The following is a 21,086-nucleotide window of genomic DNA, read 5'->3' as shown; positions in this document are numbered from 1 at the left end:
CGGGGGGCAGAGAACGTAGTGAACGTGGGGGCTGTACATATTCAGGCCAGTTCTTCCTTGCGGATGCGCGTGATGGGCGAGAGCACGGTCGGCAGCGCCTGCATCTGGGCCAGGGCTCCATTCATCTTCGCCTCGACACAGTCGTGCGTCAGGATGATCAGGTCGGTGTGGGTCGAGCCTTCGCCGCCAACCTCGTCGGCCTCGCGCTGCAGCATCGCGTCAATGCTGATGCCGGCCTCGGCCAGAATGCCGGTGACTTTGGCCAGCACGCCGGCCTCATCGGCCACATTCAGGCGCAGGTAATAACTGGTGACCACCTCGCTCATGGGCAGCACCGGCATGTCGCTCATGGACTGCGGCTGGAAGGCCAGGTGCGGCACGCGCTGCGCGGCCTCGGCGCCGTGCAGGCGCGCGATGTCCACCAGGTCGGCAATCACCGCGCTGGCGGTCGGCTCGCTGCCGGCGCCTTTGCCGTAATACAGGGTGGTGCCGACGGCATCGCCCTGCACCATCACGGCGTTCATGGCGCCCTCGACATTGGCGATCAGGCGCTTGGCCGGCACCAGGCTGGGGTGCACCCGCAGCTCGACGCCTCTGGCCGTGCGCTTGGTGATGCCCAGCAGCTTGATGCGGTAGCCGAGTTGCTCGGCATATTTGATGTCCTGCGCGCCCAGCCTGGTGATGCCTTCGACGTAAGCCTTGTCGAACTGCACCGGGATGCCAAAGGCAATCGCCGACATCAGGGTGGCCTTGTGCGCCGCGTCCACGCCTTCGATGTCGAAGGTTGGGTCGGCTTCGGCGTAACCCAGGCGCTGCGCTTCTTTCAGCACGACGTCGAAGTCCAGGCCCTTGTCGCGCATCTCACTGAGGATGAAATTGGTCGTGCCGTTGATGATCCCGGCAATCCATTCGATGCGGTTGGCCGTCAGGCCCTCGCGCAGCGCCTTGATGATGGGAATGCCACCGGCGACGGCAGCCTCGAACGCCACCATCACGCCGTGTTGGTGCGCGGCCGCAAAAATCTCGGTGCCGTGCACGGCCAGCAGGGCCTTGTTGGCCGTGACCACATGTTTGCCCGCGGCGATCGCTTCCAGCACCAGTTGCCGGGCAATGCCGTAGCCGCCGATCAGCTCGATGATGATGTCGATCTCAGGGTTGGCAATCACGGCCCGGGCATCGGCCACCACCGTCACGCCGGCACCGGCCGCCGCCTGCGCGCGTACGGTGTCGAGGTCGGCCACCATGGCGATCTCGATGCTGCGGCCGGCGCGGCGGAAAATTTCTTCCTGGTTGCGCTTCAAAACGGTGAACACACCGCTGCCCACGGTGCCCATGCCCAGCAGGCCTACCTTGATCGGTTTCAGATTCATTGATGTCATGTCGTTCGGGTCATTTCAGAAGGGATTCGGCGACCGGCGCGCTGGCCGGCTGCATGTTCTTCCTGCGGCTTTCGAGGAATTTGGCAATCCGGCCAATCGCCTCGCGCAGGTCTTCCTCATGCGGCAGGAAGACGATGCGGAAGTGGTCCGGCGCCGCCCAGTTGAAACCGGTGCCCTGCACCAGCATCACCTTGGTTTCCTTGAGCAGCTCGAGGAAAAACTGGCGGTCGTCGGTGATCGGGTAGACCTTGGGATCAAGCCGCGGAAACATGTAGAGCGCCGCACTCGGCTTGACGCAACTGACACCGGGAATCGCGGTGATGAGCTCGTAAGCCAGGTCGCGCTGGCGGCGCAGGCGGCCGCCCTCGCCGGTCAGGTCGTTGATGCTCTGGTAGCCGCCCAGCGCGGTCTGGATGGCCCACTGGCCCGGCACGTTGGAGCACAGCTTCATGTTGGCCAGCATGTTCAGGCCCTCGATGTAGTCCTGCGCCTGCTTTTTCGGACCGGACACCACCAGCCAACCGGCCCGGTAACCGCAGGAACGGTAACTCTTGGACAGGGAGTTGAAGGTCAGCGTCAGCACGTCGGTGGACAGGCTGGCGATCGCGGTGTGTTTGACACCGTCGTACAGCACCTTGTCGTAGACCTCGTCGGCCAGGATCACCAGGCCGTGTTCGCGCGCGATCTCGATGATGCCGCGCAGCAGTTCGTCGGAATACAGCACACCGGTCGGGTTGTTCGGGTTGATGACCACGATGCCCTTGGTCTTGGGCGTGATCTTGGCGCGGATATCGGCCAGATTCGGCATCCAGCCATTGTCCTCGTCGCACAGGTAGTGCACCGGCGTGCCGCCCGCCAGGCTGGTGGAAGCCGTCCACAGGGGGTAGTCGGGGGACGGCAGCAGCAGCTCGTCGCCGTTGTCCAGCAAGGCGTTGGTCGCCATGGAAATCAGCTCGCTCGCGCCGTTGCCGAGGTAGATGTCGTCCAGCGTCACGCCCTTGATGCCCTGGCGCTGCGTTTCGTGCATGACGGCTTTGCGCGCCGCAAAAATGCCCTTGCTGTCCGAATAACCCGCCGAGGCCGGCAGGTTGCGGATCATGTCCTGCTGGACTTCTTCAGGCGCGTCAAAACCGAACACCGCGAGATTGCCGAGGTTGAGCTTGATGAGTTTTTGCCCTTCCTCCTCCATCTGCTTGGCGGCATCCATGATGGGGCCCCGGATGTCGTAAAGCACATTGGCCAGTTTGGCCGATTTGGTGATCAATTTCATGGTCTGTGGTCGTTCTTCAGCAAACGTAAAGCCTGCAAAGGCGCAAGGGACGCAGGGATGAGCGGAAATTGGGACGGAATCTATAATTTGACCACATAAAACCGCAATTTCCCTGGCCGGCAGCCCCCACCACCCCTCCTGAACACCGCATGAAATTACAGCCCGACCGCCTCGACGTTCAATCCATTCTTGGCTACGGCCCCGGATGGATAGGCCTGGGCAACCAGGGGGTGGCCGAGAAAATCGAGCAGAGCATCGTCATCGGCTCACGCGGTGAGAAGTTCACCTGGGACTGCGCGCGTTTCGAAGACCTCACGCCAGCGCACTTCGAGCGCCTGGCCGAGATCCGGCCCGAGCTGGTGATTTTCGGCAGCGGCAGCCGCCTGCGTTTTGCGCCGCCTGCCTTTTTGCGCAGCCTGATGGCCGCGCGCATCGGCATGGAAACCATGGACACGCTGGCGGCCTGCCGCACTTACAACATCCTCGCAGGCGAAGGCCGGATCGTGCTGACCGCCCTGCTGATTGAGCCGCCGGATAGCGCCCAAGGCTAGGCCGCTGGCTTTCAGGGTAAAATCTAGGGTTGCATTTGGTGCAACGTCGGGGGTTTGGCTCAATTTTTGCAGTCAAAGCCAACGACCTATCACAATTACTTTTCAGGGGTCCACGCAGTATGGCAGTCGTCGTCAACAAACCACTCCCGGAATTTGAAGCCAACGCCACAAGCGGCGTCAAAGTCTCCAACCAAACCCATCTGGGTCACGTGGTGGTCCTGTATTTTTACCCCAAGGACAATACCCCAGGCTGCACCACAGAGGCGATGCAGTTCCGCGATCGCTACAAGGATTTCGTCAAGGCCGGCGCCACCGTGTTCGGCGTCTCGCGCGACAACATGAAATCGCACGACGAATTCAAGGCCAAGCTGGAGCTTCCCTTCGAGCTGATTGCCGACACCGAAGAAAAAATGTGCCACATGTTCGGCGTGGTCAAGAACAAGATCATGTACGGCAAGAAGGTCAAAGGCATCGAACGCAGCACCTTTCTTGTGGGCGCCGACGGCATGCTCAAGGAAGAGTGGCGCGGGCTGAAAGTACCCGGCCATGTGGACGACGTGCTCAAGGCCGTCAAGGCACTGAAAAAAGCGGCCTGAAAAGCCCCTTTCGCCGCGTCGTCAGAAGCCGTTCTTCATGTCACGCCAGTCGTGCATAATGACTTCATGCTGTTGACCTTAGCGACTGCGCCCACCGAAAAAGCCGCCCTGGCCTCCAGGCGGCTTTTTCGCTTTTTGAACCTTGGGAGGCCTCTTGAAATTCGATGGTCGGGATGCCAGGCGAGGCGCACGGAGCACAGGAACCGGAATGCACTTGGGTGCATGAGGATTCCGAGCACCGCGCAACGCCGCCATGCGCCCGAGAACCGGATTGACAGACGTCTCCTTAACACTGTGAGCTTCAAGCACCATGCCCTTGCCACCCGCCCCGACCAAACGTGCCGCCTTGCTCTCTGCCGACGCTCTGGAAACGCCGGTCCGCTCACACGCCAAGACAACGCGAAAAACGGAGCACGCCGGGCCGGCGCACAAAACGGCAGCACTGGACCTGTTTGACAGCCGCTCCGGCGGTGGCGAGGCCATGCACCCGGCCGCCAATCTGCCCAAGGAGCCCGCGCGCCAGGCGAAAGATACAGTCAGTTACCACAAGGAACCGCAGGCTGCCGTCCGTCCGGAACCTGTGGCCAAGGCGAAAAAACCACGGCACACGGGACCGTCCAAGCTGTTTGTGCTCGACACCAACGTGCTGATGCATGACCCGATGTGCCTGTTCCGCTTTGAGGAACACGACATCTTTTTGCCCATGATCGTGCTTGAAGAGCTCGACGGCCACAAAAAAGGAATGACCGAAGTCGCGCGCAATGCCCGCCAGACCAGCCGCACGCTCGACGCGCTGGCCGGCACCAGCGGCGCCGACATTGCCAAGGGCCTCAAGCTCGACACCACCGGGCACAAGGAGGCCGGTGGCTGCCTGTTTTTCCAGACCAAGCCGCTGGACTACTCCCTGCCCATGAGCCTGCCCCAGGGCAAGGCCGACAACCAGATTCTCGGCGTGGTCGAGGCGCTGCGCAAGGAATACGCGCCGCGCGAAGTGGTGCTGGTGTCCAAGGACATCAACATGCGCGTCAAGGCTCGCGCCCTGGGCCTGGCCACCGATGACTACCAGAACGACAAGACGCTGGAAGACGGCGACATGTTGTACGCCGGCTCGCTCGCCCTGCCGGCGGACTTCTGGACGCGCCAGAGCAAGACCATCGAAAGCTGGCAGCAAGGCAGCCACACCTTCTACCGCATCACCGGCCCCATCGTCGGCAGCCTGCTGATCAACCAGTTCGTGTTTTTCGAGGCGCCCGGCGAACCCCCCCTGTATGCGCGCGTGACCGAGATCCGCGCCAAGACCGCCGTGCTCAAGACACTGAAGGACTACACCCACCTCAAGAATTCGGTCTGGGGCATCACCACCCGCAACCGCGAACAGAACTTCGCGATGAACCTGCTGATGGACCCGGAAGTCGACTTCGTCACCCTGGCCGGCACGGCCGGCACCGGCAAGACCCTGATGGCCCTGGCCAGCGGCCTGACCCAGGTGCTGGACGACCGCCGCTACACCGAGATCATCATGACCCGCGCCACCGTCAGCGTCGGTGAAGACATCGGTTTCCTGCCCGGTACCGAAGAAGAAAAAATGGGCCCCTGGATGGGCGCGCTCGACGACAACCTGGAAGTGCTGGGCAAAAACGACAGCGGCTCCGGCGAATGGGGCCGCGCCGCCACCAACGAGCTGATCCGCTCACGCATCAAGGTCAAGAGCATGAACTTCATGCGCGGTCGCACCTTTTTGAACAAGTACGTGATCATCGACGAGGCGCAAAACCTGACGCCCAAGCAGATGAAGACCCTGATCACCCGTGCCGGCCCCGGCACCAAGATCATCTGCATGGGCAACCTCGCGCAGATCGACACGCCTTACCTGACAGAAGGTTCGTCCGGCATGACCTACGCCGTGGACCGCTTCAAGGGCTGGCCGCACGGCGGGCACATCACGCTGGCGCGCGGCGAACGTTCACGCCTGGCTGATTTTGCCAGCGAGGTGCTCTGACGCCGGCATGTGGGGTCGCCCGGCCTGGATGCCGGGCCCTAGCGCCGTTTTTTCTTCGATGACCTGACCGGCCTCTTTGGCAGGAGGCCCTGGGCAGCGCGGGCCAGCGCATCGGCCTCGCCATTGCGGTGCCGTGGTATCCAGTGCAGCGAAGTCTGGCCGAAGGTCGCCAGCAAGGCCCTCACCTCCTCGTACAGCGTCGCCAGCCGCACCACAGGAGGCACGTTCACAGCGCCCAGTTGCGCCACCAGCAAACTGCTGTCGCTGTAAATCTGCAACGCCGTTGCCCCGCGCGACTGTGCGTCGCGCAGCGCCACCATCAGCGCCCTCGCCTCTGCCTCGTTGTTGCAGCCCCGCGCATCCGTCGCCGTCGAAAGCACGTGCCGCGTACCGTCAGGCGCGACCAGCACGGCACCCAGACCCATGCGACCCGGGTTGGGCACCGCGCTGCCGTCGGAGTAAATCGTCCAGGGCGGCGTCACGTGGGTGGTTGCTCGATGGCGGAGCGCTCGAGCACATGGCGCGTCATGGAGTGCGCCAGTTCTTCCTCACCCAGGAATATCTTGCCGGCGTTTTCGCTCTCCAGCAGTCTGGCTTCGGCCTCGTTGTGGGTGCGCACCACAATTTCGATCGCCGGGTTGAGCGTGCGGGCGGTGTTGATCATCTGCCGCACGTTCAGGGTGTCGGGCGTGGCGATCACCAGCATGCGGGCATTGGCGATATGGGCCTGCACCAGCACCACGGGTTCCGCCGCGTCGCCCGACACCGCCATCAGCCCTTGTGACCGCAGTCTTTCGACGACTTCGCGGTTCTGTTCAACCACCACAAAGGGAAGCTGGTTCGCCATCAGCGCCTGCGCAATACGCTGCCCCACCCTGCCGTAGCCAACCAGCACCACCTGGCGCGACAGGTATTTTTCTTCGGTACTGGCGGGCAGTTCGGCCGTGGGATCATCACGTGCCTCGAGTTTGCGGGCCAGCGCTGATCGGGCCAGTATCCAGCGCTGCAGCGGCTCGACCGACTTGAACACCAGCTGGTTCAGCGCAATCGAGATCAGGGCGCCGGCCAGCACCAGGCTCTGGCCTTCGGGCGGCAGCAGGCCCAGCGAGGCGCCCATGGCCACCAGGATGAAGGAAAACTCGCCGATCTGCGCCAGGCTGGCCGATACCATGAGTGCCGTGTTCAATGGGTAGCGAAAGGCCATCACCAGCGCAGCAGCAGCCAGCGACTTGCCGATCACGATGATGGCGACGACCGCCAGCACCTGCAGCGGCCGCTCGACGATGACCCAGGGGTCGAACAACATGCCGACCGAGACAAAAAACAGCACGGCAAACGCGTCGCGCAGCGGCAGGGATTCTTCCGCGGCACGGTGGCTGAACTCCGACTCGCGCATGACCATGCCGGCAAAAAATGCACCGAGTGCAAACGACACACCAAACAGTGCCGTCGCGCCAAAGGCAATGCCGACAGCCGCAGACACCACACACAGGGTGAACAGCTCGCGCGAACCGGTGCGCTGCACCTGCCAGAGCACCCAGGGGAAAAAGCGCCGGCCCACCACCAGCATCAGCGCAACAAAGCCGCCGACCTGCAGCAGGGTGATGCCCAGCGTTTTCCACAAGGCGTTGGCATCTGCCTCACCCTGGCCGGACAGCCAGCCGCCCAGCGGCGGCAACAACACCAGCACCAACACCATGGCCAGGTCTTCCACCACCAGCCAGCCGACGGCGATGCGGCCGTTGGCCGAGTCCAGAATGCCACGGCTTTCCAGCGCACGCAGCAGCACCACCGTGCTGGCCACCGACAGCGACAGTCCGAACACCAGCGCCCCGCCCAGGTTCCAGCCCCACCAGTGCGCCAGGCCCATGCCCAGCGCGGTGGCGACCGTCATCTGCACCACGGCACCGGGCACGGCAATCTTGCGCACGGCCAGCAGGTCGTCGAGTGAAAAATGCAGACCCACACCAAACATCAGCAGCATCACGCCGATCTCGGCCAGCTGGCTGGCGATCGCGGCGTCCGCCACAAAGCCGGGTGTGAAGGGACCGATCAGCACACCCGCAAACAGATACCCCACCAGCGAGGGGAGCTTCATGCGCGCGGCGATAAAACCGAAGATCAGGGCCAGGCCCAGACCGGCGGCAATGGTGCTGATGAGAGAGACGCTGTGCGGCATGCGGGAGGGGTTCCTTCAGGAAGACGGTGGAGGGAACCTGCGTGAGCACTTGCCAAAACAGGCGCCTGCCGCAGAACGAATGAAGATTGAAGGCTTTCCAGCCCGGTTTCATTATAAAAACAGAAAGCAAAAAACCCGCCGAAGCGGGTTTTCCTTTGGAGGGGTACAGGCCGCGAGCCTCAACCCATGTGCAAACCACCATTGAGCGAGAAGTCCGCGCCGGTGGCGTAGCCCCCTTCGTCGGAGGCGATCCACGAAATGATGGAGGCGATTTCTTCCGGGGTGCCCAGGCGTTTGGCGGGCACGCCGGAGACGATTTTCTCGAGCACGTCGGGGCGGATAGCCTTGACCATGTCGGTGCCGATGTAGCCGGGGCTCACGGTGTTGACCGTTACACCCTTGCTGGCCACCTCTTGCGCCAGCGCCATGGTGAAGCCGTGCAGGCCGGCCTTGGCGGTGGAGTAGTTGACCTGGCCAAACTGGCCCTTCTGGCCGTTGACCGACGAGATGTTGATGATGCGCCCGTAGCCGCCTTCGATCATGCCTTCGATCACCTGCTTGGTGACGTTGAACATGCTGTCGAGGTTGGTGGAAATCACCGCGTCCCAGTCGGCCTTGCTCATCTTGCGGAATTGGCCGTCACGCGTGATGCCGGCGTTGTTGACCAGCACGCTGACCGGGCCGTGGTCGGCTTTGACCTTGTCGAAAGCCGCCACAGTGGAGTCCCAGTCGCCGACGTTGCCGACCGATGTGTAGAAGGTGTAGCCCAGCGCTTTCTGCTCGTCAATCCATTTGGTGAAGTCACGCGTCGGGCCACAACCGGCCACCACGGTGAAGCCGTCCTTGTGCAGGCGCTGGCAGATGGCGGTTCCGATGCCACCCATGCCACCTGTCACGTACGCAATTCGTTTTGCCATGTCTTGCTCCTTGATTTATTGGTTCTGAAAGCCGTTGAAAAGAAACCTTGATGACCTTGCGGCGGCAGCAACTTGCTATCAAATAAATAGCTGGTTGCGCTCACCCTGCAAGGGCTACAGGTTCTTTTACCTCATATTTACCGTTCCAGTGTGAGGGCAACCCCCATACCGCCGCCGATACACAGGCTGGCAATGCCTTTTTTGGCGTCACGGCGCACCATTTCGTGGATCAGCGTGACAAGGATGCGGCAACCGGATGCACCAATCGGGTGACCGATGGCAATCGCTCCGCCGTTGACATTGACCTTGCTGGTGTCCCAGCCCATCTCCTTGTTGACGGCGCAGGCCTGAGCGGCGAAGGCTTCGTTGATCTCCAGCAGGTCCAGGTCCTGCGCCTTCCAGCCGGCGCGCTGCAAGGCCTTGGTCGAGGCCGGCACCGGGCCCATGCCCATGAAAGCCGGATCGAGCCCGCTGGTGGCGTAGCTGGCGATGCGGGCCAGGGGCTTGAGGCCCAGCGCCGCGGCCTTTTTGGCCGTCATCACCATGACAGCGGCCGCGCCGTCGTTGATGCCCGAGGCATTGCCGGCCGTCACGCCGCCGGCCTTGTCGAAGGCGGGGCGCAAGCCGGCCAGGCCTTCGGCGCTGCTTTTGCGGTTGATGAACTCATCGGCCGCAAACACAAGGGCGTCGCCTTTTTTCTGCGGGATGGAAAACGGCACGATCTCGTCCTTGAACTTGCCGGCGTCCTGCGCGGCCATGGCCTTGGTCTGGCTGGCCAGGGCGAGTTCGTCCTGCATCTCGCGGCTGATGCTGTATTTCTTGGCGACGTTCTCGGCGGTGATGCCCATGTGGTACTGGTTGTAGACGTCCCACAGGCCATCGACGATCATGGAGTCGATCATTTTCCAGTCGCCCATGCGCTGGCCTTCGCGCGAGCCGTTGAGCACGTGCGGCGCGGCGCTCATGTTCTCCTGGCCGCCGGCAATCACGATCTCGCTGTCGCCCGTGGCGACGGACTGCGCCGCCAGCATGACAGCCTTCAGGCCGGAACCACAGACGGCGTTGATGGTCAGGCCGGGGATGGCATGCGGAAAACCCGCTTTCACCACACTTTGGCGCGCCGGGTTCTGGCCCACGCCGGCCGCCAGCACCTGGCCCATGATGACTTCACCGATGAGATCTGCCGACAGGCCGGCGCGCTCGGCCACCGCCTTGATGACGGCCGCGCCCATCTCGGTCGCGGGTATTTTGGCGAGGCTGCCGCCGAACTTGCCGACGGCGGTGCGGGCTGCTGAAACGATGACGATGTCTTCCATGATGTGTCTTTCCAATTGATCCCAGCGATCCATCATTGCGGGCTTGACCCGCAATCCATGCCGGTGTGCTGTTTCATCCGGTGCATGGATCCCGGGTCAAGCCCGGGATGACAAGGTTTCCATTCAGGCTTTCACTTTGACGTAACGGCCTGGCGCCGGCTCGATGGCCTTGTAGGTGCGGCTGCCATAAGTTTTGGGCGCGGCGATCTGCTTGCCGGCTTGGCCCTTGAGCCAGTCCGACCAGTCGGTCCACCAGCTGCCGGGGTGTTCCGTCGCGCCTTTGAGCCACTCGGCCTGCGTCGCCGGGAACTTGCCCTGGGGCAGTTTGTCATTCGTCCAATAGCTGCGTTTCTTCTTGGCGGGCGGGTTGATCACGCCAGCGATGTGGCCCGAGGCGCCCATCACAAACCGCTTCTTGCCGGGCAATACCTGGGTCGAGGCATAAGCGCCGCCTACCGGCACGATGTGGTCTTCACGCGAGCCGTAGATATAGGTCGGCATGTCGAGCGTGCCGAGGTTGACCTTCTGGCCGCACACCGTGAGCTTGCCGGGTTTGGTGAGGTTGTTCTCGAAGTAGGTGTTGCGCAGATACCAGGCGTAAAACGGGCCGGGCAGATTGGTCGAGTCGCTGTTCCAGTAGAGCAGGTCAAACGGCGGCGGGGTTTCCCCCTTGAGGTAGTTGCCCACCACGTAGTTCCACACCAGGTCGTTGGGCCGCAAAAAGCTGAAGGTCGAGGCCAGGTCCTGGCCCTTGAGCAGGCCACCCTGGCCCATCTGCATTTCGCGGTACTTGACGGACTGCTCGTCAATGAAGATGTCGAGGATGCCGGTGTCGCCGAAATCGAGCAGCGAGGTCAGAAAGGTGGCGCTGGCCACCGGCTTGTGGCCACGCGCGGCCAGCACGGCCAATGCGGTGCCGAGGATGGTGCCGCCCACACAGAAACCCAGGGCGTTGATGGTTTTGGCCCCGGTAATGTCCTGCACCACATCAATCGCCTTGATGGCGGCATTTTCGATGTAATCGTCCCAGGTCTTGTCGGCCATGGACTCGTCGGGATTGCGCCAGCTGACGACAAAGGTGCGGTGGCCTTGCGCCACGGCATAACGGATCAGGGAGTTCTCGGGCTGCAGGTCGAGGATGTAGAACTTGTTGATGCAGGGCGGCACCAGCAGGAAAGGCCGCTCGTAGACCTTCGCGGTCAGCGGCTTGTACTCGAGCAGCTGGAAAAATTCGTTTTCGAACACCACCGCCCCCTCGGTGGTGGCGACGTTTTTGCCGACTTCAAACACACTTTCGTCGGTCATGGACACATGCCCCTGCTGCATGTCATTCAACAGGTTCTGCAGCCCCTGGGCGATGCTGGCACCCTGCGTGTCGATGGCCTTCTTCTGCGCATCGGCATTGAGTGCCAGAAAGTTGCTGGGGGCCGATGCCGCCATCGCCTGCTCAACCGCAAAACGCACTCGGGCCCGGGTTTTTTCGTCGCCCTGCACCGCATCGGCCAGCCCCATCAGGGTACGGGCGTTGAGCAGGTAAGCGGACGCGGCAAACTGGGAGACGGGGTTCTGGTGCCAGGCCTCGGCCGCAAAACGCCGGTCTGTGCTTTCCGGCGTGCCGGCTTGCAGGCCGCTGTTCCAGAGCTTGCTGATGTCCTCGATGTAGGTCTTCTGGATCTCCAGCAGCTTGATCGGGTCGATCTGCAGCGGGGGCAGCGAAGCCTGCGGAGCAGCCATGCCGAGTTGCGAAAAACCGGGCGCCGTGCCCAGACCGGCGCCGGCCATGGCGCCCATGACCTGCTGCAGTCCCTGGGCAAAGGTCTCTTGCATCTGCTGGGCCGCTTGAGCGAGGTTTGCGTCAGAATTCATGCTTGTCTCACCGATCTGCCGACCGGTTCTTGTTATGCGCTCTTTACCGAGCTGTTGGGCCCACGGCGGGTCGTCTCTAGTATCGTGGAAAACCTTTCCCTGCTCATGACGCACCACAAAGTTTTATGTATTTAATCGTCATCGCCTGGATGTATGTGGTGCTCATGATGAGCGTCGCCGAAGCCACCCACTCCACCGGCACACTGCTGGGCGCCCTCGTCACCTTTGTACTCTACGGCCTGGGGCCGGTGGCATTGGTGGTTTACCTGATGCGCGCGCCGGCCAGGCGCAAGGCCATCAAGGCACGCGAAGCGGCTGAAGCCGTTGCGGTGGCGCCCGATTCGTGCGCGACGGACTCAGTCACGCCAGATGCAGGCAGCCATGCGGCCGGTGGTGCCGAAGCCGTTGCCGTGGACGCCGGCGTCGCGCCGATGCGAAAAGAACCTTGAGGCATTACCCACCGTGCACCACGGTGGTGTGCCGTCATTGCCGTAAACCTGCGTGACGCCCAGGGCCCGCAGGCGCAGGCGGGCCAGACCGGCGAGGTCGGCAAGGTATTTGCCCGATGACAAAGACGTGAAACAAGCGGCGGCCTGCGGATCACCTTCGACAAACGTCGCCCTCACCTCCGCCCCCACCTCGAACGCTGTCGGGCCAATGCAGGGGCCCAGCCACGCTATCGTATTTGTAGCTGCTTGCGCCCGTCCCATAAGGGCTGGAGCCCTAAAAGACTCAAAAGCTTGTTCAAGAATACCCCTTCCCTGCTGACCGGCCAGTCCGCGCCAGCCGGCATGCGCAGCCGCAACAACAGCGCCATCCGTGGTGCTGAGCAGCACCGGCAGGCAGTCAGCCACCATGATGGTGCATGCAAGCCCAGGCTGCGCGGTGACGGCGGCATCGGCCGGCTGGCCCTGCGGTGTTTCACCGTCCAGCAGAAGCACCGCTGTGCCATGCACCTGCTGCAGGAACACCGGCCTGGCCGCCATGGCCTGCGCCAGCCGCGCCCGGTTGGCGGCCACTTGCGCAGGGGCGTCGCCAACGTGGTCACCGAGGTTCATGCTGTCCCACGGCGCGACGGACACACCTCCTTGCCGGGTGGTAAAAACCGCGCGCACGCCGGACGGGGCGGGCCAGTCGGGAATCAGCCAGGCAGGGTTCACGACCGCACCGCAGGATGGTCAATTTTCCGACGGGCCGCCCCCAGGAAAATTAGCCCCCTCGGGGGGCAGCGAAACACACGAAGTGGTGAGCGCGGGGGCCGCATGCTTCAGGGCTCGTTGTCCGGACAGGCCGAAGGCTGCGCCTTCTGGAAGGCCGGCAGCGCCATGCAGGCGTCAAACGCCGCCATGGTGCGGCCCAGGCCTTCCAGGTTCACATTGAACCGTTTCGCGTTGAAGATCTGTGGCACCAGGCAGCAGTCGGCCAGGGTGGGCGTTTCGCCATAACAATAGGTCGAAGCCGGCAACTGGGCCAACTGGCGCTCGAAGGCTTCCAGCCCTTCGCGGCACCAGTGGCGGTACCAGGCGTTTTTGGCCTCTTCATCGACCTTGAGTTCACGCGTCAGGTACTTGAGCACACGCAGGTTGTTGATCGGGTGGATCTCGCAGGCAATCGACTGCGCCAGCGCACGCACCCTGGCGCGGCCCAGCGCATCGGCGGGCAGCAACGCAGGGGCCGGGTGCTTTTCGTCGAGGTATTCGATGATGGCCATGGACTGCGAGAGTTTTTCGCCATCCACTTCCAGCAGCGGCACCAGGGTGTCGGCCGACAGCGCGGCGTAAGCCTCTTTTTTGTGGTCGCCCCGGGCAATGTGGACGGGAATGTACTCGTAGCGCAAACCCTTGAGTTCAAGCGCAATACGCACGCGAAAGGACGCGGAAGAGCGGAAGTAGTTGTGAAGTTTCATGGCTGAAAGCATATCGGAAACGCCGAACAAGTCCCCTGCGGCGCGCGATCAGCAGGACTCGGGCGACCTGCTGCGTTGAATTTCTTGCCAATAGGCAGCTATTGACTGCGAAATCCGCCCTGCATCCCATCCCGACCCGGCCGCCGCGCATCCGCAAAGACCTGTTCAGCGTTTCCCGCCCCCACGGCGCGAATCGCCTGCGCGACTGACGCGCGGGCAGGCCGCTACTACCATTACCTTCTGCCTGCCCGCCACTTCCCCGGAGACATCTCATGAGCACCATCACCGCCCTGACCAACCACCAGGTCCGCCTGGCCAGCCGCCCCGTCGGCCTGCCCACCCGCGACAACTGGAGCTTCACCACCGAGCCGGTGGCCGAACCCGGCCCTGGCGGTGTACTGGTCAAGACCCTGTGCCTGTCGCTGGACCCCGCCATGCGTGGCTGGATGAACGGGGGCAAGAGCTACATCCCGCCGGTGGAAATCGGAGCGGTCATGCGCGCCGGCGGCGTCGGCCAGGTGATCGCCTCGAACAACCCGGCCTTTGCGGTTGGGGACTATGTCAATGCCGGGCTGGACGTGCAGGCGTATTGCCTGATTCCCGAGGACCAGATCAAGCGCAGCGGCATGTTCAAGATCGACCCCCGCATGGGCCTGACCTCTTGGCTCAATGTGCTGGGCATGCCCGGCATGACCGGCTACTTCGGCCTGATGGATGTGGGCCAGCCCAAGGCCGGCGACACCGTGGTGGTGTCCGGCGCGGCCGGTGCCGTCGGCCAGACCGTGGGCCAGATCGCCAAACTCAAGGGCTGCCGCGTGGTTGGCATTGCGGGCGGCAAGGCCAAGTGCGACTGGGTGGTCAAGGAGCTGGGGTTCGACGCCTGCATCGACTACAAGGCCGGCGACGTCAAGGCCGGGCTGAAGGAACATTGCCCGAAAGGCGTGGACATCTACTTCGACAATGTCGGCGGCGACATCCTGGACGCGGTGCTGACACGCATCACGCGCGGCGCCCGCATCATCATCTGCGGCGCGATCAGCCAGTACAACAACACCACACCCGTCAAAGGGCCGGCCAATTACCTGTCGCTGCTGGTCAACCGCGCGCGCATGGAAGGCATCGTGGTGTTCGACTACGCCGATCGTTACCCACTGGCGATTGCCGAAATGGCAGGCTACCTGAAAGACGGAAAAATGAAGAGCAAGGAAGACGTGGTGGACGGGCTGGAGAATTTCCCCGAAACCCTGCTCAAGCTGTTCAATGGTGAAAACTTCGGCAAGCTGGTGCTGCGGGTGGCGAAAGAGTAAGCGCGATCAGCCCACGGCCCAGCGCAGGGCAGCCACCGTTGCCGCGCCGGCCACGGCGGCCGCCAGGTCGTTGCGCACCAGTTTCATCACCAGCCCCACCGCCAGCAAAGCCAGCAGTTCCGGCAGCTTGCCCGAGGTGGCGGCCGGCGTCACGATGCCGACCATCACCGACAGCGGAATCGCCTTGAGTGCAGCTTCGACGCGCGGCGTGATGCGCACATAACCCATCAGCAGGAAGCCGCTGATGCGGCAGGCGAAGGATGCGAGCGCCATGCCCACCAGCGCCAGCAGAAAGGTCGACTCAACGGCCATGACGCCATGCTCCCATCAGGCCACCCGCGACACCTGCACCGACGATGTACCAGGCGCCCGGCAGCAGCCGGTGTAGCACCAGCGCCACCAGCCCGGCCGCGGCCACCATCCACAGGTCGGACTTGCCGCGCCAGAGCACCATGCCAATCGCTGCGGCAAAAGCCACAAGCATGAAGTCCAGCCCGAAGGCCGCCGGATTCGGCACATTGCCGGCCAGCAGATGGCCCACCAGCGTGCCGCCCAGCCAAGGCACAAACATCGCCACGCCGGAGCCAAACACATACCCCGCGTCGCGGTAGCCGGTTTCGTACTCGCGCATGGCCATGGCCCAGCTGCCGTCGCCGAGGAAGAACAGCGAGCCCCAGCTCTGGTGGCGCGGCAGGCCGGCCAGCCAGGGCTGGATGGCCGCACCGTAGAGCACATACCGCGCATTCATGACGAGGATGGTGACGATGACCGGCGTGACTGCCGCCGTCGCCGTCCAGCCTTGCAGCGCGGCCAGCTGCGCGCTGCCCGAATAGACGGCGGCGCTCATCAGCATGGCCTGCAGCCAGGACATGCCGCGCTCGCTGGCCAGCACGCCGAAGACCATGGCATACAGCGTCACGCCGGGCGCCAGCACCTGGGCGGCAAAGAAACCGCGGCGCACGCCGGCGGCCGTGAAGCTGACAGTTCCCCGGTTCAACGCCCCACCACCAGGCGCATGGCCGGCAGCACCTGCTCGGTCTCGGCCCGGCGCTCCAGCGCCATGCGCATGTTCATCTGCGCGACTTCGGTGTGTTCAATCGCCAGCGCCTGCGCGCGTGCGCCCTCGCCGGCCTTGAGCGCAGCGAACAGCATGTGGTGCTGGCGATGCGCGTAGAGCATCCAGTCGCGGTCCAGCGTGACCGTGCCCTGCATGGGCAGCATCGCCGAGGCCGGCGCAAACGGCAACTTGTCGTTGAGTGCCACCGCGCGCTGCAGCGCCCGGTTGCCGCTGGCCTCCAGAATCAGCGCGTGGAAGCGGTCGTTCATGGCTGCGTAATCGGCATAACTCTCGTAGGTCAAGGGATTGGCCGCCAGCGCCCGGTCCCCGTCGTCCAGGCAGGCCTGCAGGTCGAGCTGAAGCTGGCGCGAGACCCCGTGTTCGGCGACCAGGCGCGCCGCCATGCCCTCCAGATGCCCGCGCACGGCAATCGCGTCGGCCACCTCGCGCGGCGTGAACTGGCGCACCAGGAACTTGCCGGTCTCATTGGCCTCGACCAGGCCCTCCTGCTCCAGCGTCACCAGCGCGGCGCGCACGGGCGTACGCGAAGCGCCCAGGCGTTCGGCCAGCTGCTGCTCGGCCAGACGCTGGCCGGGTTCGAATTCGCCGCGCAGGATCAGGTCACGCAGCTGGATCAACACCGTCTCTTGCAAGTTCATGAACTGGAATGTACACTGAAATCAAATTTCGGTATACCGTTTCAGGCAAAGGCTAACCATGAACGCAGAACAGAACGATTTGATCACCCGTGTCGGCCCCGGCACGCCTTGCGGCGCCCTGTTGCGCAGTTACTGGCAGCCGGCGGCGCTGGTCGATGAATTCAACCCTGCGCTGGACCCGCGCATGGACAAACGCCCGGTCAAGGCGGTGCGCCTGATGGGCCAGGACCTGGTGCTGTTCCGGGACGACCAGGGCAACTACGGCCTGCTGGACCGGGACTGCCCGCATCGCGGCGCCGACCTGTCGTTTGGCCGGGCCGAGGGCGATGGCCTGCGTTGCCCCTTCCACGGCTGGAAGTTCAACGTGACGGGGCAGTGCCTGGACACCCCGGCTGAACCCGCCGGCAGCAAGCTGTGCGACCGCGTGAAACAGCGCAGCTACCCGGTGCGCGAACAAAGCGGTGTGCTGTTTGCCTGGATGGGACCGGAAGGCTCGACCCCGCCACCGCTTCCTGCCTTCGACTGTTTCACCGCGCCCGCCACCCACAGCTTTGCCTTCAAGGGCCTGTGGAATGCCAACTGGCTGCAGGCTTTTGAAGTCGGCATCGACCCCGCCCACCCGTCCTTTCTGCACCGCTTCCTGCAGGACGAGGCGCTGGAGGACATCGGCCAGAATGCGGCGGGCAAACAGTTTCGCAGCGCCAGTGCCGGCGCCATCGACGGCGAACAATGGCCGATGACACGCATCATGCGCGAGTTTGCGCAGCCCGAGATCAGCGTGGAGAACAAGCCCTGGGGCATGCAACTGACGGCCTTGCGGCCCATGAACGACAAGCTCACCCATGTGCGCGTGACCAATGCGGTTTTCCCGGCCACCTTCGTGATTCCGCTGTCGGAAACCATGACCATCACGCAGATGCATGTGCCGGTGGACGACACCCACACCTACTGGTACTCCTTCTTCACCAGCTTCGCGGGCCCGCTCGACAAGGAGAGCATGCGCGCCCAGCGCCAGCAGTTCATCGCGCTGCCTGACTACATCCCGAACGCCGGGCGCCACAACAACTGGGGCTTCAATGCCGAAGAACAACGCACCCAGACCTACCTGGGCATGGGCGAGGAAGACATCAATGTGCACGACCAGTGGGCTGTCGAAAGCATGGGCCCCATCCAGGACCGCACCCGCGAGCACCTGGGCACCTCCGACAAGGTCATCATGGCCAACCGCCGCGTGTTGATCAAGGCGATTGCGACCGTGCAGGAAGGCGGCGTCGCGCCAGGCATCGCCGATGCCAGCCAGGCCGAACTGATGCGCGGGCCGGACACGGTGGACGGCATTGCACCGGCCGGCGCCTGGCCGACCTGGTGGCAGGAACAGGCCCGGGCCAAGCAGGCCAACGCGCCCTGGAAAGAAAAAGACACCCGACAGGCTGTCAACGCATGAACAGCTTCGCCGAACACTGCGGCATCCACGATGTCGCGCGGCAAAGCGCGCTGGCGCACACCGCGCAGCTGATTGACGCCAGCGGTATCGAACTCGTACGTTTTGCCTGGTGCGACCTGCACGGCATGCTGCGTGGCAAGACCCTGGTGGCCCGCGCCGCCGCCGCGGCCATGCACGATGGCGTGGGCATGGTCAGCACCCTGCTGCTCAAGGACAGCTCGGACCGCACCGCCTTCAAGGTCTTCGAGGCCGACGGCACGGCCGGGCTGCCGGGCTTCGAGTTCGCCAGCAATCTGCTGCTGCTGGCCGACCCGGCCAGCTTCAGACAACTGCCGTGGGCAACTGCCACCGGCTGGGTCCAGGCTCAGCCCTGGATGCAGGACGGCACGGCCGTCGAGCTGGACACGCGGCGCATTTTGCAGTGCGCGCTGGCGCAGCTGGCCGAAGCCGGTTACGGCATGAAATGCGGGCTGGAAATCGAGTTTCACATCTACCGCATCACCGAGGACGGGGCCAGCGACCAACTGGACCCCGAACAGGCGGCCTGGCCCGGCCTGCCGCCCCGGGTGGCGATGATCCACCCCGGCTACAACCTGCTGGCCGAGAACTGCGTGGACATGGCGGACGAGCCGCTGCGTATCGTGCAGCACACGGCGCAGGCGCTGGGCCTGCCCCTGCAGTCGCTGGAAATCGAGCTGGGCCCCAGCCAGGTCGAAGCGGTGTTCGAGGCTACTGATGCCTTGACCGCCGCGGACAACATGGTGCTGTTTCGCAGCGCGGTCAAGCAGGCGCTGCGCCGCGCCGGTTACCACGCCACCTTCATGTGCCGCCCGCCGTTTCCGAACATCATGTCCAGCGGCTGGCATTTGCACCAGTCGCTGGTGGACCTGCAGACCAGTGCCAACCTGTTCCAGCGCGAGACACCCGCCGAGGGCACGCAACCGACCGACGCGCAGTACACGCTTTCAAAGCTTGGGGAGCACTACCTGGCCGGCCTGCTGGAGCATGCACGCGGCATGACGGTGTTCTGCACGCCGACCATCAACGGTTTTGGCCGCTTCAGGCCGAATGCGCTGGCGCCGCAGTCGGTGCTGTGGGGCCGCGACAACCGCGGCGCCATGCTGCGCGTGGTGGGCCAGTGCCAGGACAAGGCCACACGCATCGAAAACCGCATCGGCGAGCCGGCCGCCAACCCCTATCTCTATTTGGCGTCGCAGATTCACGCCGGGCTGGACGGTATCCGGCGCGAACTCAGGGCGCCGGTGGCCACCAATGCGCCGTATGGCGACGCCGGCACCCGCATCCCGACCAGCCTGGGCGAGGCCCTGGACGCCCTGCAGGCCGATCCGCTGCTGGTGCAGGCCTTTGGCGAGAGCTTCATCCACTATTTCACACGCATCAAGCGGTCGGAAATCGCGCGCCATGAACAGGCCCAGGACAAAGACGACTGGCAGCGGCGCGAATATTTCAGCCGCATCTGATGTTTGGAAACACCCATGATTACTATTAATTTCATAGCTGCCGGCGCAAACCCCATAAGGGCTGAAGGCAAGATTGGCCAAAGCCTGATGGAGGCGGCGGTGGCCGCAGGCGTAAGCGGCATCGCGGCCGATTGCGGCGGCCTGCTGACCTGCGCCACCTGCCACGTGATGGTGACCGAGCCGTTTGCGGCACGCCTGCCGGCCGCCGGCGGCGAGGAGCGCGCCATGCTGGCCTTCACCGCCACACCCGCCACGCCCGCCAGCCGGCTGAGCTGCCAGATCATCCTGAACGCAGACCTTGACGGTTTGACGGTAGAGTTGCCTGCCAGCCAGTACTGATCCACACACAGCTCTACACAGGACCCGCCATGATTCTCGAACTCGCCGACATCCGCATCCAGCCCGGCCAGCAGGCCGCTTTTGACGAAGCCATCCAGCGCGGTCTGAGCACCGTGATTGCTGGCGCCAGAGGTTTTCAGGGTTTCAAGGTCAACAAGGGGATTGAAAGTCCGGAGCGTTACGTGCTGCAGATTTTCTGGGACACGCTGGAAGACCACACCATCGGTTTTCGGGAATCCCCGGCTTTCGCGGAGTGGCGCGCCATCGTCGGGCCGTTTTTTGCCGGCCCGCCAGTGGTCGAACACTTCACGCTGCTGGCCAAATCAGGGGACTGAAGGCGCCGGGTCAGGTTCAGGCCATGTCCTCGTGGCCAGCGATCAGCTTGCCAAGCAGCGCGCCGAACTGCTTGCGCTCGGCTGCACTCAGGGGCCCCAGCAGGCGCGACTGAACCCGGCTGACGGCCCGCTTCATCTGCAGCGCGACTTTTTCCCCTTCCGGCGTGACCCAGAGCAGCTTGCGCCGCCTGTCGGCCGGATCGGCCTCGCGCCGCACCCAGCCCTTGGCCTCAAGCCGGCCTATCACTGAGCCGGAGGTGGCGGCATCAAAAGCCACCCGCCCCGCCAGCGTGACCTGGTCTTCGCCGGGGTCGTCCATCAGGGCATTGAGAATCGCGAACTGCACCGGCGTCACGTCAAAACCGGCTGTTTCGTCCATGAAAAGGGCGATCGACAGCTGGTGGGCGCGTCGGATCTGGTGCCCCGGGGCTTCGCCGAAGTTAAAGCTTTTTGACATGACGCGAGTTTAAGGGAGTGATCAGGGT

The 21,086-nt window shown here is 63.8% G+C and carries 22 protein-coding genes; 9 read left to right on the top strand and 13 right to left on the bottom strand.

All coding sequences use genetic code 11. From position 1 onward, the window contains the following. Window positions 1-41 precede the first annotated feature (41 nt). Both PSV33_RS12985 and PSV33_RS12980 read right to left on the bottom strand, forming a co-directional pair. Window positions 42-1,364 (bottom strand): homoserine dehydrogenase, encoded by a 1,323-nt coding sequence (locus PSV33_RS12985; protein WP_300562561.1) that lies wholly within the window; start codon window positions 1,362-1,364, stop codon window positions 42-44. 25 nt (window positions 1,365-1,389) lie between these two features. Further along, complete coding sequence (locus tag PSV33_RS12980) at window positions 1,390-2,649, bottom strand: pyridoxal phosphate-dependent aminotransferase (protein WP_300562446.1); 1,260 nt, start codon at window positions 2,647-2,649, stop codon at window positions 1,390-1,392. A 149-nt stretch (window positions 2,650-2,798) separates the two neighbouring features. Between PSV33_RS12980 and PSV33_RS12975 the strand changes: the two genes are divergently transcribed. From PSV33_RS12975 to PSV33_RS12965, 3 genes are all read left to right on the top strand, one after another. After that, window positions 2,799-3,200 carry an Mth938-like domain-containing protein gene (locus PSV33_RS12975; protein ID WP_300562444.1) on the top strand — a complete coding sequence of 134 codons (402 nt, stop codon included), beginning with the start codon at window positions 2,799-2,801 and terminating at the stop codon, window positions 3,198-3,200. Between the two features lie 119 nt (window positions 3,201-3,319). Then, window positions 3,320-3,796 carry a peroxiredoxin gene (locus tag PSV33_RS12970; RefSeq protein ID WP_096668322.1) on the top strand — a complete coding sequence of 159 codons (477 nt, stop codon included), beginning with the start codon at window positions 3,320-3,322 and terminating at the stop codon, window positions 3,794-3,796. 310 nt (window positions 3,797-4,106) lie between these two features. Further along, entirely contained in the window at window positions 4,107-5,795 is a 1,689-nt protein-coding gene (locus PSV33_RS12965) for a PhoH family protein (protein WP_300562442.1), read from the top strand. A 38-nt stretch (window positions 5,796-5,833) separates the two neighbouring features. Here PSV33_RS12965 and PSV33_RS12960 read toward each other — a convergent pair whose 3' ends face one another. The 5 genes from PSV33_RS12960 to phaC all read right to left on the bottom strand — a co-directional run bounded on the left by PSV33_RS12960 (window position 5,834) and on the right by phaC (window position 12,073). Then, window positions 5,834-6,277, bottom strand: a complete 444-nt coding sequence (locus tag PSV33_RS12960; RefSeq protein ID WP_300562440.1) for a ribonuclease HI family protein — start codon at window positions 6,275-6,277, stop codon at window positions 5,834-5,836. Further along, entirely contained in the window at window positions 6,274-7,974 is a 1,701-nt protein-coding gene (gene ybaL / locus PSV33_RS12955) for a YbaL family putative K(+) efflux transporter (protein ID WP_300562439.1), read from the bottom strand. Before ybaL ends, PSV33_RS12960 begins: the two co-directional genes overlap by 4 nt. Window positions 7,975-8,153: 179 nt before the next feature. Then, window positions 8,154-8,891, bottom strand: a complete 738-nt coding sequence (phbB, locus tag PSV33_RS12950) for an acetoacetyl-CoA reductase (protein WP_300512573.1) — start codon at window positions 8,889-8,891, stop codon at window positions 8,154-8,156. 137 nt (window positions 8,892-9,028) lie between these two features. After that, on the bottom strand, window positions 9,029-10,207 hold the full coding sequence (locus PSV33_RS12945; RefSeq protein ID WP_300562438.1) for an acetyl-CoA C-acetyltransferase: 1,179 nt from the start codon (window positions 10,205-10,207) through the stop codon (window positions 9,029-9,031). A gap of 123 nt (window positions 10,208-10,330) precedes the next feature. Further along, window positions 10,331-12,073, bottom strand: a complete 1,743-nt coding sequence (gene phaC / locus PSV33_RS12940; RefSeq protein ID WP_300562437.1) for a class I poly(R)-hydroxyalkanoic acid synthase — start codon at window positions 12,071-12,073, stop codon at window positions 10,331-10,333. A 125-nt stretch (window positions 12,074-12,198) separates the two neighbouring features. On the opposite strand from phaC, the gene PSV33_RS12935 reads away from it, so the two are divergent. Continuing rightward, window positions 12,199-12,522 (top strand): hypothetical protein, encoded by a 324-nt coding sequence (locus PSV33_RS12935; RefSeq protein ID WP_300562435.1) that lies wholly within the window; start codon window positions 12,199-12,201, stop codon window positions 12,520-12,522. On the opposite strand, the gene pgeF is transcribed toward PSV33_RS12935, so the two are convergent. Then, a complete protein-coding gene (gene pgeF / locus PSV33_RS12930) occupies window positions 12,430-13,233 on the bottom strand; it encodes a peptidoglycan editing factor PgeF (RefSeq protein ID WP_300562433.1) in 804 nt (267 codons plus the stop codon). The two genes, PSV33_RS12935 and pgeF, sit on opposite strands and share 93 nt — an antisense overlap. Window positions 13,234-13,340: 107 nt before the next feature. Continuing rightward, window positions 13,341-13,979, bottom strand: coding sequence for a maleylacetoacetate isomerase (maiA, locus tag PSV33_RS12925; RefSeq protein ID WP_300562431.1), 639 nt, complete (start codon window positions 13,977-13,979; stop codon window positions 13,341-13,343). 272 nt (window positions 13,980-14,251) lie between these two features. Here maiA and PSV33_RS12920 point away from each other — a divergent pair, with 272 nt between their 5' ends. Then, window positions 14,252-15,286 (top strand): NADP-dependent oxidoreductase, encoded by a 1,035-nt coding sequence (locus tag PSV33_RS12920; protein WP_300562429.1) that lies wholly within the window; start codon window positions 14,252-14,254, stop codon window positions 15,284-15,286. Window positions 15,287-15,292: 6 nt separating this feature from the next. On the opposite strand, the gene PSV33_RS12915 is transcribed toward PSV33_RS12920, so the two are convergent. From PSV33_RS12915 to PSV33_RS12905, 3 genes are read right to left on the bottom strand one after another with little or no spacing between them, the layout of a single operon-like run. Then, window positions 15,293-15,598 carry an AzlD domain-containing protein gene (locus PSV33_RS12915; protein WP_300562428.1) on the bottom strand — a complete coding sequence of 102 codons (306 nt, stop codon included), beginning with the start codon at window positions 15,596-15,598 and terminating at the stop codon, window positions 15,293-15,295. Next, window positions 15,588-16,283: an AzlC family ABC transporter permease gene (locus tag PSV33_RS12910; protein ID WP_300562426.1), complete on the bottom strand. Its 696-nt coding sequence runs from the start codon at window positions 16,281-16,283 to the stop codon at window positions 15,588-15,590. The genes PSV33_RS12915 and PSV33_RS12910 overlap by 11 nt, the downstream gene beginning before the upstream one ends. Further along, on the bottom strand, window positions 16,280-17,002 hold the full coding sequence (locus PSV33_RS12905) for a GntR family transcriptional regulator (protein WP_300562424.1): 723 nt from the start codon (window positions 17,000-17,002) through the stop codon (window positions 16,280-16,282). Before PSV33_RS12905 ends, PSV33_RS12910 begins: the two co-directional genes overlap by 4 nt. Before the next feature lie 58 nt (window positions 17,003-17,060). Here PSV33_RS12905 and PSV33_RS12900 point away from each other — a divergent pair, with 58 nt between their 5' ends. From PSV33_RS12900 to PSV33_RS12885, 4 genes are read left to right on the top strand one after another with little or no spacing between them, the layout of a single operon-like run. Further along, the gene (locus PSV33_RS12900; protein ID WP_300562423.1) at window positions 17,061-18,446 is read left to right on the top strand and encodes a Rieske 2Fe-2S domain-containing protein; all 1,386 of its coding nucleotides are present in this window, start codon (window positions 17,061-17,063) and stop codon (window positions 18,444-18,446) included. Continuing rightward, window positions 18,443-19,927, top strand: a complete 1,485-nt coding sequence (locus PSV33_RS12895) for a glutamine synthetase family protein (protein WP_300562421.1) — start codon at window positions 18,443-18,445, stop codon at window positions 19,925-19,927. Before PSV33_RS12900 ends, PSV33_RS12895 begins: the two co-directional genes overlap by 4 nt. Window positions 19,928-19,942: 15 nt before the next feature. Beyond that, complete coding sequence (locus PSV33_RS12890) at window positions 19,943-20,266, top strand: 2Fe-2S iron-sulfur cluster-binding protein (protein ID WP_300562419.1); 324 nt, start codon at window positions 19,943-19,945, stop codon at window positions 20,264-20,266. Between the two features lie 29 nt (window positions 20,267-20,295). Beyond that, a complete protein-coding gene (locus tag PSV33_RS12885) occupies window positions 20,296-20,601 on the top strand; it encodes an antibiotic biosynthesis monooxygenase (RefSeq protein ID WP_300562417.1) in 306 nt (101 codons plus the stop codon). A gap of 16 nt (window positions 20,602-20,617) precedes the next feature. On the opposite strand, the gene PSV33_RS12880 is transcribed toward PSV33_RS12885, so the two are convergent. Continuing rightward, a complete protein-coding gene (locus PSV33_RS12880; RefSeq protein ID WP_300562415.1) occupies window positions 20,618-21,058 on the bottom strand; it encodes a MarR family winged helix-turn-helix transcriptional regulator in 441 nt (146 codons plus the stop codon). Window positions 21,059-21,086: the final 28 nt, after the last annotated feature.

The sequence above is a fragment of the Polaromonas sp. genome, assembly GCF_029945895.1.
Lineage (GTDB): Bacteria > Pseudomonadota > Gammaproteobacteria > Burkholderiales > Burkholderiaceae_C > Polaromonas.
The sequence above is the reverse complement of the archived record's forward strand: the minus strand, read 5'-3'. Positions and strand labels throughout refer to the sequence as shown.